11 protein-coding genes and 1 other annotated feature are annotated in these 14,469 nt (G+C 38.9%); of the genes, 1 reads left to right on the top strand and 10 read right to left on the bottom strand.

The window, feature by feature from the left end:
* Positions 1-41: 41 nt before the first annotated feature.
* The 9 genes from JNUCC51_RS24845 to JNUCC51_RS18740 all read right to left on the bottom strand — a co-directional run bounded on the left by JNUCC51_RS24845 (position 42) and on the right by JNUCC51_RS18740 (position 9,128).
* The gene (locus JNUCC51_RS24845; protein WP_443137009.1) at positions 42-1,190 is read right to left on the bottom strand and encodes a group II intron reverse transcriptase; all 1,149 of its coding nucleotides are present in this window, start codon (positions 1,188-1,190) and stop codon (positions 42-44) included.
* 46 nt (positions 1,191-1,236) lie between these two features.
* A complete protein-coding gene (locus tag JNUCC51_RS24840) occupies positions 1,237-1,536 on the bottom strand; it encodes a reverse transcriptase domain-containing protein (protein ID WP_443137008.1) in 300 nt (99 codons plus the stop codon).
* 1,091 nt (positions 1,537-2,627) lie between these two features.
* Positions 2,628-2,918 carry a single-stranded DNA-binding protein gene (locus tag JNUCC51_RS18770; RefSeq protein WP_337989250.1) on the bottom strand — a complete coding sequence of 97 codons (291 nt, stop codon included), beginning with the start codon at positions 2,916-2,918 and terminating at the stop codon, positions 2,628-2,630.
* Between the two features lie 407 nt (positions 2,919-3,325).
* Positions 3,326-4,117 (bottom strand): tryptophan synthase subunit alpha, encoded by a 792-nt coding sequence (trpA, locus tag JNUCC51_RS18765; protein WP_337989249.1) that lies wholly within the window; start codon positions 4,115-4,117, stop codon positions 3,326-3,328.
* On the bottom strand, positions 4,114-5,325 hold the full coding sequence (trpB, locus tag JNUCC51_RS18760; RefSeq protein ID WP_337989248.1) for a tryptophan synthase subunit beta: 1,212 nt from the start codon (positions 5,323-5,325) through the stop codon (positions 4,114-4,116). Before trpB ends, trpA begins: the two co-directional genes overlap by 4 nt.
* On the bottom strand, positions 5,325-5,939 hold the full coding sequence (locus tag JNUCC51_RS18755) for a phosphoribosylanthranilate isomerase (RefSeq protein WP_337989247.1): 615 nt from the start codon (positions 5,937-5,939) through the stop codon (positions 5,325-5,327). Before JNUCC51_RS18755 ends, trpB begins: the two co-directional genes overlap by 1 nt.
* The gene (gene trpC / locus JNUCC51_RS18750; RefSeq protein ID WP_337989246.1) at positions 5,936-6,727 is read right to left on the bottom strand and encodes an indole-3-glycerol phosphate synthase TrpC; all 792 of its coding nucleotides are present in this window, start codon (positions 6,725-6,727) and stop codon (positions 5,936-5,938) included. The genes JNUCC51_RS18755 and trpC overlap by 4 nt, the downstream gene beginning before the upstream one ends.
* Positions 6,724-7,755 carry an anthranilate phosphoribosyltransferase gene (trpD, locus tag JNUCC51_RS18745; protein ID WP_337989245.1) on the bottom strand — a complete coding sequence of 344 codons (1,032 nt, stop codon included), beginning with the start codon at positions 7,753-7,755 and terminating at the stop codon, positions 6,724-6,726. Before trpD ends, trpC begins: the two co-directional genes overlap by 4 nt.
* On the bottom strand, positions 7,755-9,128 hold the full coding sequence (locus JNUCC51_RS18740) for a chorismate-binding protein (RefSeq protein ID WP_337989244.1): 1,374 nt from the start codon (positions 9,126-9,128) through the stop codon (positions 7,755-7,757). Before JNUCC51_RS18740 ends, trpD begins: the two co-directional genes overlap by 1 nt.
* A 396-nt stretch (positions 9,129-9,524) precedes the next feature.
* Positions 9,525-9,884: a binding site (T-box leader), on the bottom strand.
* A gap of 316 nt (positions 9,885-10,200) precedes the next feature.
* Here JNUCC51_RS18740 and JNUCC51_RS18735 point away from each other — a divergent pair.
* Positions 10,201-11,889: a methyl-accepting chemotaxis protein gene (locus JNUCC51_RS18735; RefSeq protein ID WP_337989243.1), complete on the top strand. Its 1,689-nt coding sequence runs from the start codon at positions 10,201-10,203 to the stop codon at positions 11,887-11,889.
* A gap of 106 nt (positions 11,890-11,995) precedes the next feature.
* Here JNUCC51_RS18735 and secDF read toward each other — a convergent pair whose 3' ends face one another.
* Complete coding sequence (secDF, locus tag JNUCC51_RS18730; RefSeq protein ID WP_337989242.1) at positions 11,996-14,263, bottom strand: protein translocase subunit SecDF; 2,268 nt, start codon at positions 14,261-14,263, stop codon at positions 11,996-11,998.
* Between the last annotated feature and the right edge of the window lie 206 nt (positions 14,264-14,469).

Genomic DNA, 14,469 nt, shown 5'->3' with positions numbered 1-14,469 from the left:
CTTAACAGAATTCACTTTTCTTATATGTCTAATCGTCCAAATTAGATTGTTAATTGTTCTACTTCTAATTTCTCTCTTAGCGTATTTAACTTGTTTAAACTTTTCATGTTCGTAATTAGATGTTTATACTTTGAGATTGTTTCTTCATCTTTAGCATGTATTAAGATATGAATGTCTTTATCAACGAGGCAGAGGTTTTTGTATTCGTCAGTACCACCTTGCAATCGTGGTACTTTATGATGACAGTGAAGCGTCATCGGGTTTAGTTCTTGCCCTGTTACATGGCATTTACCTCTTTGTGCACAGTATAATGCAATTCGATTGTCGTTGTATTCGACACTTCGTTGTGAAATCGGATGTTCCATTAAGAAACGAAGTACACCAACATCAATAGTAGAGAGGTTTTTATGAATTTCTTCTCTACCTTCTTTTGTATATGCATTTACTACATTTCGTTTCATCATTGGACTTTTGTGTTTAATGTAGCCAATAGGTAGAAACGGTTCTCGTGATATAAATCTAAGTTGCTTGCTTTTTCCGTATTCTTTCTTGATGAAATCAGAAGTGATAACACCCGTTTTCTTTATTCGCCGTTTCATTCGATGGTCTTTCAAACACGCATTTACTTCATATGCGATGTTTCCCATATCCTCGGCTATCATTGTTGCTATACGGAAATATTGATGAAGTCCTATTACAGTTGAGTTATATAGTGCTATTTTTCTTGCTTGGTCATTTGAGCCACTATCATATCGAATACCATTAATAATTTCTTTAAGGTTATTCTTCGTGCGCTGTACTGCTTTATCACACATATGACTTTTAACTACCCATTTCTGACCTTTTGGAATTAACTTCATTTTGATTCCTAGAAATTCAGAATAGTCCTTTTTAAGATTCACGATTTTTGATTTTTCTTCGCTAATTTCTAAGCCCAGTCTATCTTTTAGCCATTTTTGGACTGCGATAAATAACTTCTTCGCATGATTAGGATTACTACAGAATATTTTAAAATCATCTGCATATCGAACAATGTAACATTCCTTTAATCGGGTTTTCTTTAGATGGTAATATTGATTTCCTTTATCTGTTGAATTCCCTCTATCTTTTCGAATAATTATTTTATCCTTACAAATCGGAGTGTTTTCCCACTGGCTTTCAATCCATCTATCCAATTCATTAAGAACAATATTAGATAGTAAAGTAGAGAGAATTCCTCCTTGTGGTGTACCTTTCTCATTCTACATCTGGCATTTTAATTTTGGCTTTAAGCATTTTAGAAATAATCGTGAGTAAGTTTTTATCTTGTATACCTAATGTCCACATTTGTTTTAATAATTTTGCATGTGATACGTTATCAAAGAATCCTTTAATATCTATGTCAACTACATAAGACATTTTAGAATTTTGCATTAACCGATAACTTTGTGCAATTGCATTTTCTACTGAACGGTTTGGTCTAAATCCATGACTTCTACCTGAGAATTTTGCCTCTGCTATAGGTTCAAGAACTTGTAAAATACATTGTTGGACTATTCTATCCCAAATTGCAGGAATTCCTAGTGGTCTTGTTTTACCATTAGGCTTGGGTATTTCAACTCGTCTTACTGCTTTCGGTTTGTAATCTCTTAATTTGTTTCTGACATAGAGGATGAATTGTTCCTCCGTAAGCTTCGATATATGTTCGATTGTTCGACCATCTACCCCTGCTGTTTTACTGCCAGTGTTTTTCTTAATATTACGATACGCTAACTTAATGTTTTCAGACTGAACTGATAATCCCCATTAAGTTTTTGAAGTTACTATTGTTTTTACTCTGGTCATATAGCATGTCAAATGTTGATTGCATACTATAATATTCAGCATTTCTTAACTTGGACTTTTTAACATGTTGTGCGATTCGTGAATTTGCCACAGACATCAGCCCCTTTCTCAAGTGGTGATTCTATTAGTCATACTCGAATCTGTGTCTGTTATGCATTTATAAGTCTTTGAAACTTCCGACTAGAGCCTATCCCTCCACCATTTATTATCATGGTTTCAAAGGTACTATGACTCCACTCTCACGAAGATAAATCAGTTTTAGTAGGTCAATGCCCTTTATTTACTGAACTGCTTCATAGGTCGGTTAATACCTCCACATCCTTCGCTTTCCACGTTCCGATTCCTCTATCCTTGCATATATCCTTAGGTTTCTCCTATAGTCCTGTATGCTTGAATTCGCCTTTAACGAATTATGGGGTTTCATAACTGCAGATTTTTACTCACCCACACATACGATGGCACTGCCACCTATTACATTTCTGTAATATCTACGTCTAGACCCGTACATTCAGAGATTCGTCAGTGCTTGTGCAGCACATTCTAACCATAGATACTTTATGGACTCCCGGCATATAGGATACACCATCCACCGCTGAACAGCTTTCGTGTAAGTTACAAATGTAACTTACTTACGGTATCTCTCTGCCGACTTCACCGAGCTTCATACTTCACTAGTCAACCTTAGCTAAAGCATGTCGGAGTATCAGAGTAGGCGTTTCAAGGCGTTACCCTATCATTCCACCTATCAAGAAATCAGTTCTCCTAGGGAAATTAAGCGACTCCCTAGTGTCTAAGCTTTTCACTTAGAAACGTGTCGCACCCGCGTCGTAATCGCCATATACTAGGATTTTCTCTCCATTTTCAAGCGCTTGCTCAATACGCGCTACAGCTTCTGCCATTCCATGCATTAAAAACGGGTCATGAATACTTGCTTCTGTCATATTTAATAAGCTCTCTGCGTCAGCTGTTGTTTCGCAGCCTCGTGCTGCTAAAATTTTCGCTGCAATCGCAGAAAGTTGTAGGTCATTTTGTAATGTTTGGACAAGCTTAGCGTCTGGGCGCTCTACCTGCCATCTCTTTTTCGATAGGATCATCTTTTCACTTCCTTACGTAGGCTATTATACAGAAAATCTAGCCTATCCGCACTATTTGTCAGAATGATAGTTTTATCCATCAAATCGTCAATTCAATCCTTATGTTTTTCTAACTACCCGAAGGATAGAACCAGCCAAGTGAAGGAAAGAGATCAGCGTAACGGATAGAAGAGCCGAAGTCGAGGTTAGAACCGTCAAATTCATGAATAGAAGAGACTTTCATCGGGGATAGAACCGTCAAGATCATGGATAGAAGAGACGCAATCGAGGATTGAACCGTCAGAGTCGTGGATAGAAGAGGCGCAATCGCGGATTGAACCGTCAAAGTCGTGGATAGAAGAGACGCAATCGCGGATAGAACCGTCAAAGCCTCGGATACCAGTCTCAAAAGAAAAAAGCCTACTCCATTAAAGAGTAGACTCCTCAAGCACACCTTTTGAAGCAGACACTAATGCCTCAATCTTCTCCAAATTACCTTCATGCAATGCTGTCACGATCGCACTGCCAACGATTACACCATCACTAAGTGCCCCCATGCTTACTACTTGCTCAGGCGTTGAAATTCCAAAGCCTGCTAGTACTGGTATATTGCTTGCTTCACGTAAGCGAGCAAAATGATCATTTAAATCATTAGCAAAGCTTGTGCGAGCACCTGTGATTCCATTGACTGTTACAGCATAGACAAAGCCTTGACTAGCAGCCGCGATACGTGCAATTCGCGCTGGAGGACTTGTTAACGATACTAGCTGGACGATGTCAATACCATGGGGATTTAATGTGTCACGTAAGATTTCACTTTCCTCAAGTGGTACATCAGGAACGATTAACCCTTTAACACCCCCTGCCACGCAAGCCTTCGCAAAAGCTTCTAACCCAAAAGCTAACACAGGATTAAAATAAGTCATGACAACTAATGGAACTCTGATTTCTTCTTTAAATGAAGCTAATGCTTCTAGCACTTTTCGTAATGTCACACCTTCTGCTAAAGCCCGTTCACCTGCTTGCTCAATCGTCGGCCCATCCGCTACAGGATCTGTGAATGGTATACCAACTTCAATTGCCGTTACACCCATTTGCTGTAGCTTCAGGATCGTTGGCTTCAAAGTTTCCAGACCTCCATCGCCTGCCATAATATATGGTACAAATGCTTTATTACCAGCGATCTTCGTTTCTTCAATTGCCTGCTGTAGAGTTGTCATGACATATCTCCTCCTAATGCTTTACGAACAGTATGAACATCTTTATCCCCACGGCCAGATAAGCACACTACAATGATGTCATCTGTAGACATTGTCTTCGCAAGTTTTGCTGTATAGGCAATGGCATGAGAGCTTTCTAGTGCGGGTAGTATACCTTCTGTTCTACACAATAACTGCAGCCCCTCAAGTGCTTCACTATCTGTAATCGAATCGAATTTAACACGCCCAATATCATGTAAGTAACAATGCTCCGGACCCTTCCCTGGATAATCTAGACCGGCTGAAATAGAATGCGCCTCTTGAACAAAGCCATTTTCATCTTGTAATAAATACATGTAGGCACCGTGTAAAACGCCTAGCTGTCCACCGGCAATTGCTGCTGCATGCTTTCCTGTCTCAATACCACTTCCTGCAGCCTCTACTCCGTAAAGCGCTACTGTTTCATCGTCAACAAAAGGATGGAACATACCGATTGCATTACTACCACCACCTATACAAGCTACGACTGCATCTGGTAAACATCCTTCCTTAGCTAAAATCTGCTCTCTAGTTTCAACACCAATTACACGCTGGAAGTCCCTTACTATTTTCGGAAATGGATGTGGTCCTAAAGCTGAGCCTAAAATATAATGAGTATCGTCAACATTTGTCACCCAGTAGCGCAACGCTGCATTGACAGCATCCTTCAATGTTTTTGAGCCTGTTTCTACAGACTCTACTTTGGTACCGAGTAACTCCATGCGAAACACATTCAACTGTTGGCGTTTTATATCTTCTGCGCCCATAAATACAACACACTCAAGATTCAATAATGCGCATGCAGTTGCCGTTGCGACTCCATGCTGCCCTGCGCCTGTTTCTGCCACTACTTTCTTTTTACCCATTCGCTTTGCAAGAAGCGCTTGGCCAATCGCATTATTAATCTTATGGGCTCCAGTATGGTTTAAATCTTCACGCTTTAAATAAACCTTCGCGCCCCCTAGCTCTTTTGTTAAATTTTCTGCGTAGTACAATGGCGTCTCGCGACCTACATATTGTTGTAAATAATATTCCAGTTCCTCAGTAAATGTTTGATCATTCATTGCCTCATCATAGGCCGTCTCTAATTCCAACAAAGCTGTCATTAATGTTTCCGGAACAAATTGTCCACCAAATTTTCCGTAACGCCCTTCCTTTGTCGGTACACTATTTGCAATTGAATTCGCCATTATGCTCTCCCCTTCTTCAATGCCTGTATAAATGCGTTTATTTTCACTATGTCTTTTACCTCATCTGTCTCCACACCGCTCGATACATCTACCATAAATGGCGACACAAGTGACACTGCTTCTTCAATATTTTCAGCTTGCAATCCGCCTGCTAAAATCAATTTTTCTCGCGGAATCCCTACCATTTCTAGTAGGGTCCAATCAAACGTGTGACCACTGCCACCTTTAAAATCTGTGCCTGGTGCATCAAATAAGTAGTAGTCTACATCATAGTTAGCAGCCATCTGAACATCATCAGCACCTCTTACGGACAAAGCTTTAATGGCCGGATAACCTTGCTGACGAATAAACTCAGGAGATTCTTCCCCGTGGTATTGCACATAATCTAATGGTACTTCTTCCACTGCTGTTCGTAATTCCTCTGCACTTGGATTAACAAAAACGCCGATTTTTAAAACGCCAGCTGGCACATGTTTGGCTAATTGCTGTGCCTGTTCAACCGTCACTCGTCGTTTACTTGGTGCAAAGACAAAACCAATTGCATCCGCTCCTGCCTCTACTGCTGCTTGCACATGCTGTTGTTCCTTCAGTCCACAAATTTTCACCTTCGTCATACAGATGCTTCCACCTTATTGACCTGTAAACTTTTTAGAGCAGAACCTGCATCACCACTGCGCATTAATGACTCACCTACTAGAACGCCACTAGCTCCCATGGCCGCCACCGCTTTAGCGTCTTCTTGTGTCCAAATCCCACTTTCACTTATTAATACTTTCTCTTCATCAAACGGAAAAGCTTCTGCAATTTCACGTGTACGTTCTAAGCTCACCTCAAAGGTACGTAAGTCGCGGTTATTTACGCCAATTAGCTTGGCACCAACCGTAATAGCACGCTCAAGCTCCTTAAGATCATGCACCTCAACTAATACCTCTAAATTTAAGCCAGTTGCATAACTAAACAGATCACGCAATGCCTCATCTGTTAATGCGGCCACAATTAGTAAAATAATTGATGCACCTGATGCCTTTGCAAATCGAATTTGTACACGATCAATCATAAAATCCTTACAAAGAAGTGGCATCTGAACAGCATTTGCAACTGCTGCTAAATCATCAAAGGAGCCTTTAAAAAACTTTTTATCTGTTAAAATGGAGATGGCTGCTGCTCCAGCATCTGCATAAGTTATTGCTTGTGCCACTGGATCTGCCCCTTCTGCGATTAACCCCTTTGAAGGGGATGCACGTTTCATTTCTGAGATAATCTGTAATGTCTCAGCTTTACGCAGTTGCTCAAATAATGATGGACGAGGTTTTTCTGTAAAATTAGCTAATGGGTCAGGCTGCTCAAGTAAAGCACTAACTTCTATCTTTTTTTGTTCGAGAATTTTGTTTAAGATATTCATTGTCGGACCTCCACTCCTTTAATATGCTCACTATAAGCAACGACTGCCTCTAATTTTTGAAGGGCACGCCCGCTAAAAATGCTATCCTTGGCCATTTCCACACCCTCTTTAACGGTTTCAGCAATTCCATAGCTGAATAATCCAATACCAGCATTCAATATTACTGTGTCAAAGTAAGCACTTTGTTTACCAGCTAATAATTTACGCATAATAGCGGCATTTTCATCTGCATTGCCTCCACGAATAGCCTCTATTGGTGCATAGCTGAGACCCGCTTCCTCAGGAGTTAAAGAAAAAGGAACCAAGTCTCCCTTATCTACTAAAACAAAAGTATTTTGACCAGCTAACGATGCCTCATCTAAACCAAGTGGACCAGAAACGACCATTGCTCGTTCACGCCCTAGCATTTGTAATACGGAAGCATACTCCATGACAAAATTAGGACGATTAATACCTGTAAATTGTGTCGATAAAGGCACTGGATTCGTAAGAGGACCGACAAGATTAAATATAGTTGGCTTACCTAATGCCCGTCGCACCTCACCGATTCGCTTTAATTTCGGATGGACATTCGGAGCATATAAAAAGGCTATTCCTTCTTTCTCTAACAGCTCGACAGTTTGCTCAATGGAAATATTTGTATGAATACCGAGTGCTTCCAACACATCAGAGCTCCCTGATGCCGAAGAAATTTTGCGATTGCCGTGCTTCGCCATTTTGACACCTGCCCCCGCTAATACAAAGGCGCAAGCCGTACTTATATTAAATGTATTAAGACCATCGCCACCAGTACCGCAATTATCCATATAGATCCCTTCTTTTGCTGGTACGTCTAATGCAAACGAACGCATAATGGTAGCTAATGCTGCAACTTCATGTGCTGTTTCACCTTTGACAGATAATGCCGTTAAAAAGCTTGCGATTTCTTCTTTCGGTGAATCATCTTGGAACATCCATGATGCTGCCTGTAGCATTTCCTCATACATTAAATGCTCTCGTTGTTGTACTTTTTGACGAATATCCTCCATTAGTATGAACCCCCTTCTTTTTCAAGTAGCTGTATAAATTCCTGTTTGTCCTCTTCTACTTGTTTTATCATTGCTTTAACATTTGTGTATTTTGTCATCGTTAAAGTTGATTGCATATGCATCGTTTCATTTTCAATGACAATGGATTTTCCTGTTAAAGCAAAATCAAGATGACCGTTAAACCCAATAAATCCAAGGGCTCCTCCAAATATCCCAGCAGTTTGACTAGATTTTTCTAAATAGTCCTTTGCCCGATCCTTTGGAATACCTGTTGATGCAAAAGGTGGTAACATCGCTGCTAATACATCCAATGCATGAAGCATCGGTAATATTTGACCCTCGACTCTCGATGTCATGTGTAATGCATGCTTTGAACGCTCAATTCTCATTGCCTCAATGACTTGAATAGAATCTCGGAAACATACAGACTGTAGCTCTTGTTGCACGGCAGAAACAAGTACAGCATGTGACTTCCTAATATTTGTTTTTTCATACAGCTTTCGTTCACGTTCTAAATCTTCACCTTTTGTGGAACCTCTAGGAACTGTCCCCTCAGTTGGTGTCGCAATCACTCGTTCACCTTTTACTCTAATTAGGCTTTCAGGAGATGTTCCTAAAACAGCATGATCCTCAAACTCTACATAATACATATAAGGAGCAGGATGTTTTTTACGCAATTGACGATATAAAGCGAAAGCATCTCCTTGTAAATTTGCTAAAAAACACATTGATAAAACGACTCTTGTAATATCATCATCTAAAGTAGCTTTGATAGATGTAAGAGAATCTGCAAATTGCTCGTTCGTAGTAGATTCAAAATGTTCATAGTTACAAGTTGTATCCTCATTCTCTCTACCTTTTAGAAGTTGCTCTGCTAACTCTTCTAAATTTGGTTCTTTTTTTTCTGCATCAATATTTGTATGAATTAAAGTAACCTCATCTGTTACATGATCAAACACAATGACTGTCTCATACACATGGAAATGCACATCTGGAAGCTGCACTTTATCCTGAGCAGTTGATAATATCGTTGTGGCACCATGACCAACATAGCCAACAGCTCCACCTGAAAACGGGAATTGTGTCGTATTGGATATGCGCGGCATTAATCTTTTCAATAAAACAAACATATCGCCCTTATGTGTATATGTGTTTCCAGTCATATATGAATATTCATGAATCTCATCTCTAAAGCCTTTATACGTTTTTCTTGGATTAGCACCGATAAAAGAAAAACGTCCCGCTCCCTCATGCTGTGCTGAACTCTCAAGTAAAAATTTATGATTTCCTTGTAGGCGTCTAAAAATTAAAATCGGTGTTAAAGAATCAGCATTAATGGTTTTCATTTTTGTTCTTGGACTCGTTGATTGCATAATTACCAAGCTCCTTTTCTTAAAAATCCATTACCATTGGACTTAATAATGTTTAGCAGCTGAATCGTTTTTTTGTTGAATAAAAAAGATCGTCATAGCGTGGGGTTGATTTTCGTTCTGGCTGAGCGCTTTCCTAGGGCGACCAACCTTCTCTCCAATCAACTTATTTACATGGCAAACGTTTCAACAAATGTTGTTCCTAATTCTTAGTAGTAAGCCAAGCAATTAAAAGAACAGTACTTCAAATGTTCATCATGTTATGCCCCCTAGAACGTTCCAATGAAAGTCCCTCATTTTGACACAGTCAAGTATTTTTGGCATTCAGATTGAAGCATTCATCCCCATGCAAATGGAAGCAATAAAAAAAGTCCCCTGCAAAAAGGATTTTTCCTAATTGCAGAGGACGATCATGACCGCGTTGCCACCTCATATTAGAGCATATTTGCTCTCCCTTATGTGCTCAGTCTTAGTTCGTCAGTAAAATTGACATATCTTTTTAGTTATTGGCAAAAAGATTTTTGTCTAAGTCAAAGCACCCCCTATAACGTGGGGAATCCGTTCGCTATTATCAATTGCGCCTTAGCGTAATTGCATCCAGAGGAATTAATTTCGTTCAGCAGGTGTTTGGACACCCATTGGATGAAGATAATTAGCGACTCTCATAAGTCCATTCACATAAGCTACAAATCAGTTCGCACCATCCACTGACTCTCTAAATTGCACACTTATGCTACTACTCTTATTCAACAATTTCTCAGCTATTCTCAACTAAACTCAGCTCATCTGTTCTAAGGCTGACCTCGCTCCCAAGATCAACTACCTTGTACCGAACAAAAAAGTTAGCCTTATTCTATGCCAAGAAACAAGAATTGTCAATCAATTCAGAGAAAAAGGGAAATCTTGAAAGAAGTTTTGACATTATATAAAAGGGAAAATTATCCTTCATATATGCTAGAAAAAGCAAATAAAACCACCAACTTTTGAGTATTTATCAAGTATTGACCATGTAAAAATATCAAGTTATAGTAAATTCAGAACATTTATTAATACATAAAAGAAGGTAGGAACGAAAATGTCCGTTCGAAAAAAACTAAATATAGGTTTTATTTCACTCACTTGTTTACTCTTATTATCAAGTATTATTGCATTTTTTCAATTTAAGTCGGTTGAAGGAGATATAGTAGAGGTACTTGATCACAGAATCGTGCAAATTCAATTAACAGAGAAAATACAGCAGCAGATTGCCTCTCAAGGTCTATTTTTACGTTCCTATATTCTAAATAGTAAGGACGAGACTACAAAATCAAATTTAGAGAGTTATGAAAAACAATTACCAGAAACGATTCAAGAGCTTTCAGGCATTGTTCGTTCCGATTACACAAAAAATATTATGAAGCAAGTAACCGAATTACAGCATGATTTACTAACAAGTTCTGACAAAGCCGTGCAAGCATTTAATAGTGGAAATACAGATTTAGCTTTATCATACATAAATGGAGAAGTTACAAAAAGCAACAAAGAAATTTATACACTGACAAATGATTTATTAAATTATCATGATGAACATCTTGAAAAGGTTAAAAGCAGTGTTGTCCAAACAGTAGCACGAGCTATTATTATTTCTATTGTCTTACTTGTTTTAAGTGCAATTGTCGGTTTTTATTTTATGTATTTTGTAAAACGCTCTATCACTCAACCTCTTCTTAAAGTGATTGACGCTGCCGATACATTAGCACACGGCGATTTAACGATTGCTGAGCTTAAATATAGCTCTAAAGATGAGATTGGTACACTTGCCACAGCAGTAAATGCGTTGAAACAGAATTTATCTGTACTACTTAAAAATGTTCAGGACAACGCTACACAATTATCTGCTGCTTCTGAAGAGCTTTCTGCAAGCACTATAGAAGTGACGACAACTTCAAGCGACATCTCGCATCGAGTACAAGACACGTCAAACCATCTAGCCTTATCTGCTAGTGCCTCTCAACAAAGTGCTCTAGCTATGGACGAAACAGCTGCTGGTGTACAACGAATTGCTGAGGCAACTCAAAATTTGCATCACAATGCTATAAATATGACACAGCTTGCTGATACGGGAGGAAAAACTATTACTACTGCCAAAGTGCAGATGGATACAATTTCCGAGGCAACTACACGAATTGCCGATTTAACGCAAAAGCTAAGTAATCAATCTGAAGAAATCGGGCAAATTACCAAAGTAATTACCGCTATTACAGAACAAACAAATTTACTGGCACTCAATGCTGCCATAGAAGCAGCACGAGCTGGTGAACACGGCAAAGGCTTCGCGGTTGTTGCAGATGAAGTACGAAAGCTTGCTGAAGAATCCAATCAATCTGCTGGCCAAATTGTTGCCCTTACAAATGAAATTCAAACGGATACAAGAAATGTTGCCGCAGCTGTGCATGAGGGATTAGCATCTGTCCAGGATGGTGTAGCAAAAATTCATGAGGCCGGTGATGCATTTGATTCCATTACAGAGTCTGTGCAAGCCTTTTCTGATCAAATTGAAGATATTTCGGCCACTTCGGAACAAATTTCTGCAAGCGCTGAAGAAGTTGCTGCCTCTGTAACAGAAATTGCAAATGGTGCGAGTATTTCAGCGAGCAACTCACAAATCATTGCTGAAGCAGTAGAAGAGCAAGCTGCAACAATGCAGCAGGTGAGTGAGGTAGCTGATGAATTAAGTAACAACGCTCAGCAACTGCAATCATTACTTCTGCAATTTAAACTTTAATAAACGGAATAAAAAGAATCTGCTGCTTTCCAAAGAAAGCAAGCAGATTCTTTTTTTCATCAAAAAAACAGGGAAAGAAATATTTCCTTCCCTGTTTTATTTGAAGTTAAACAGTAGGCTCGTCAGTACCCCATTGTTTTTTCTCTTTTTTGTGTATTTGACCATCTGATTTTTTCATTTCACGAACTTTAAGTGAATACCAGATTTGTGCAGCAATACAAATTGAAGAATACATACCTGTAATTAAACCAACTAATAACGCGATTGAGAAGTTTTGAATCGACGGTGCACCTAAAATAAGAAGTGACACTGTAACGATAATAACTGTTAACACTGTATTAACAGATCGACCCATTGTTTGACGGAGTGATTTGTTAACGATATCCGCTAACACTTCACGGTCTTTAATCGTATCATATCGATTTAAGTTTTCTCGCATTCTGTCAAACGTAACGATTGTATCATTAATTGAATAACCGACAATCGTCAGTACAGCTGCTATAAACGTAATATCGACTTCTAAGCGCATAAAGCTAAATACAGCAACAATTAAGAATACGTCATGTAGTAACGAGACAACTGCCCCAACACCCATGCGCCACTCGAAACGAACAGCTACATAGATAATGATACCGATAGCCGCAATAGATAATGCTTTAATAGCATTTTTCACAAGCTCTTTACCTACTGTTGGTGACACTGTACTTACGCCAGGTTCATGACCATACTTTTTGCCTACTTCTTTTTTGAATTTTGCAATTTCGGATTGTGATAGATCATGTTTATAACGAATAACTGCAGAGTTACTCTTTTCACCTGCCAAAAGGATATCTTCAGATGAGAAGTCGATACTATCTAAGTATTTAGATACTTCTTCTTTAGTTAAAGTATGATCCGCTTCAATTTGAACACGAGTACCACTTGAGAAATCAATACCAAGGTTTAGACGGAATATACCAAGAACCACTAAACCAGCTACTAGAATAGCTAACGAGAATGTATAGAATTTCTTACGGTTGTGTACAAAGTCAAAACGATCAAATTTCGTTGATAAATCTAAAGTTCCGATATTTTCATCTAAGCTATGCTGTTTAGATTTTGCAATACCAAACCAGGCTGGATTGTTGAAATAGCCACTGTTGACAAGTATACCTAATAGTACACGAGAACCCCAAACAGCAGTTAAGAAGCTTAGTAAAATACTAATTATTAAAGTTGTTGCAAATCCTTTAACAGAGCTTGTCCCCCATATGAATAATACAGCAGCTGCTAATAATGTAGTTAGCTGTGCATCGACAATTGCTGATAAAGACTGCTTCGAGCCAATTTGGAAAGCTTGTTTAACAGAGTAGCCAACGCGAAGTTCCTCGCGAATACGCTCTGCTGCTAAAATATTCGCATCAACGGCCATCCCTATACCGAGCACGATAGCTGCGATACCTGGAAGTGTTAGCACTGCATTAATCCAGTCGAAGACAACTAGTACTAGGAAAGTGAATATAGCAAGTGTAATGATGGAAATAAAGCCAGGTAAACGATAGTAGAATAGCATAAATAAGAATATTATTACTACGCCCACAATACCAGCGAAAATTGTACTTTTCAGTGCTTGGTCACCAAATTGTGCACCAACTGAAGTAGAATAAATTTCATTAAGTTTAACCGGAAGTGCCCCAGCATCTAAAATACCTGCTAAATTTTTTGTTTCTTCAACTGTGAAGTTCCCGCTAATCATTACATCTGTTGTATCTAATCTTTGGTTAACTGTTGCTGCCGATGCATAGCGAGGCTTAGCCTTTTTTGATTCAGCTTTATATGAATCGACACCTTCTTCAAAGTCTAACCATACAACAAGTAAGTTTTGACCTGCTGGTTTAGCAGCAATTTTACTTGTTACATCAGCAAATTTTTTCGCATCTTTTAATGTTAGCGAAACAATCGGACGATTTTGCTGGTCAAAGGAACCTTTAGCACCACCTGGCTTTAAGTCATTCCCATCCAACAATAAATTGTCATCGACATCACGGAATGTTAAATTTGCAGAAGTAGACAATAATTCACGTGCTGATTCTTGGTCTTCGACACCCGCTAATTGCACACGAATACGGTTTTTGTCTTCAACCTGAATACTCGGTTCACTTACCCCGATAGCATTTACACGTTCACCAAGAGCTGTTGCTGTTGCCGACACAACTTCTGGTGTAATTTTTTGTCCCTTTTGTAATTCTGTCACCTCATAAAGAACCTCAAACCCGCCCTGTAAATCAAGGCCTAGCTTAATGTCCTTTAAGACGCCGCTTACAGTCGTACCTATGGTTGCTACAAAAATAACCATTAGTAGTACGAATGCAACTATACGACTTTTTAGTTTCATTTATAAATCCTCCTCGAATTGGTGTAAGGCAATTCCTTACACTACAAACAAGTATATAGCAAGTCCTTTTGAAACGTTTATTCCTCCTTTTCCTTTAGAATAATGTTGCCTGTGCTTCAAAAAGGTTGCTCTACTTATTTCAATCGTTCATAACGCGCAAATTTATCCTTTTATTTGAACAGGTGTATTCCTCCAAAATTAGAAAA

This window comes from Lysinibacillus sp. JNUCC 51 (assembly GCF_015999525.1).
Taxonomy (GTDB): Bacteria; Bacillota; Bacilli; order Bacillales_A; family Planococcaceae; genus Lysinibacillus; species Lysinibacillus xylanilyticus.
The sequence above is the reverse complement of the archived record's forward strand: the minus strand, read 5'-3'. Positions and strand labels throughout refer to the sequence as shown.

Coding starts and splice junctions, on each gene's coding strand:
- JNUCC51_RS18770 (WP_337989250.1), bottom strand. CDS start 2,918: ATGATCCTATCGAAAAAGAGATGGCAGGTAGAGCGCCCAGACGCTAAG.
- trpA (WP_337989249.1), bottom strand. CDS start 4,117: ATGACAACTCTACAGCAGGCAATTGAAGAAACGAAGATCGCTGGTAAT.
- trpB (WP_337989248.1), bottom strand. CDS start 5,325: ATGGCGAATTCAATTGCAAATAGTGTACCGACAAAGGAAGGGCGTTAC.
- JNUCC51_RS18755 (WP_337989247.1), bottom strand. CDS start 5,939: ATGACGAAGGTGAAAATTTGTGGACTGAAGGAACAACAGCATGTGCAA.
- trpC (WP_337989246.1), bottom strand. CDS start 6,727: ATGAATATCTTAAACAAAATTCTCGAACAAAAAAAGATAGAAGTTAGT.
- trpD (WP_337989245.1), bottom strand. CDS start 7,755: ATGGAGGATATTCGTCAAAAAGTACAACAACGAGAGCATTTAATGTAT.
- JNUCC51_RS18740 (WP_337989244.1), bottom strand. CDS start 9,128: ATGCAATCAACGAGTCCAAGAACAAAAATGAAAACCATTAATGCTGAT.
- JNUCC51_RS18735 (WP_337989243.1), top strand. CDS start 10,201: ATGTCCGTTCGAAAAAAACTAAATATAGGTTTTATTTCACTCACTTGT.
- secDF (WP_337989242.1), bottom strand. CDS start 14,263: ATGAAACTAAAAAGTCGTATAGTTGCATTCGTACTACTAATGGTTATT.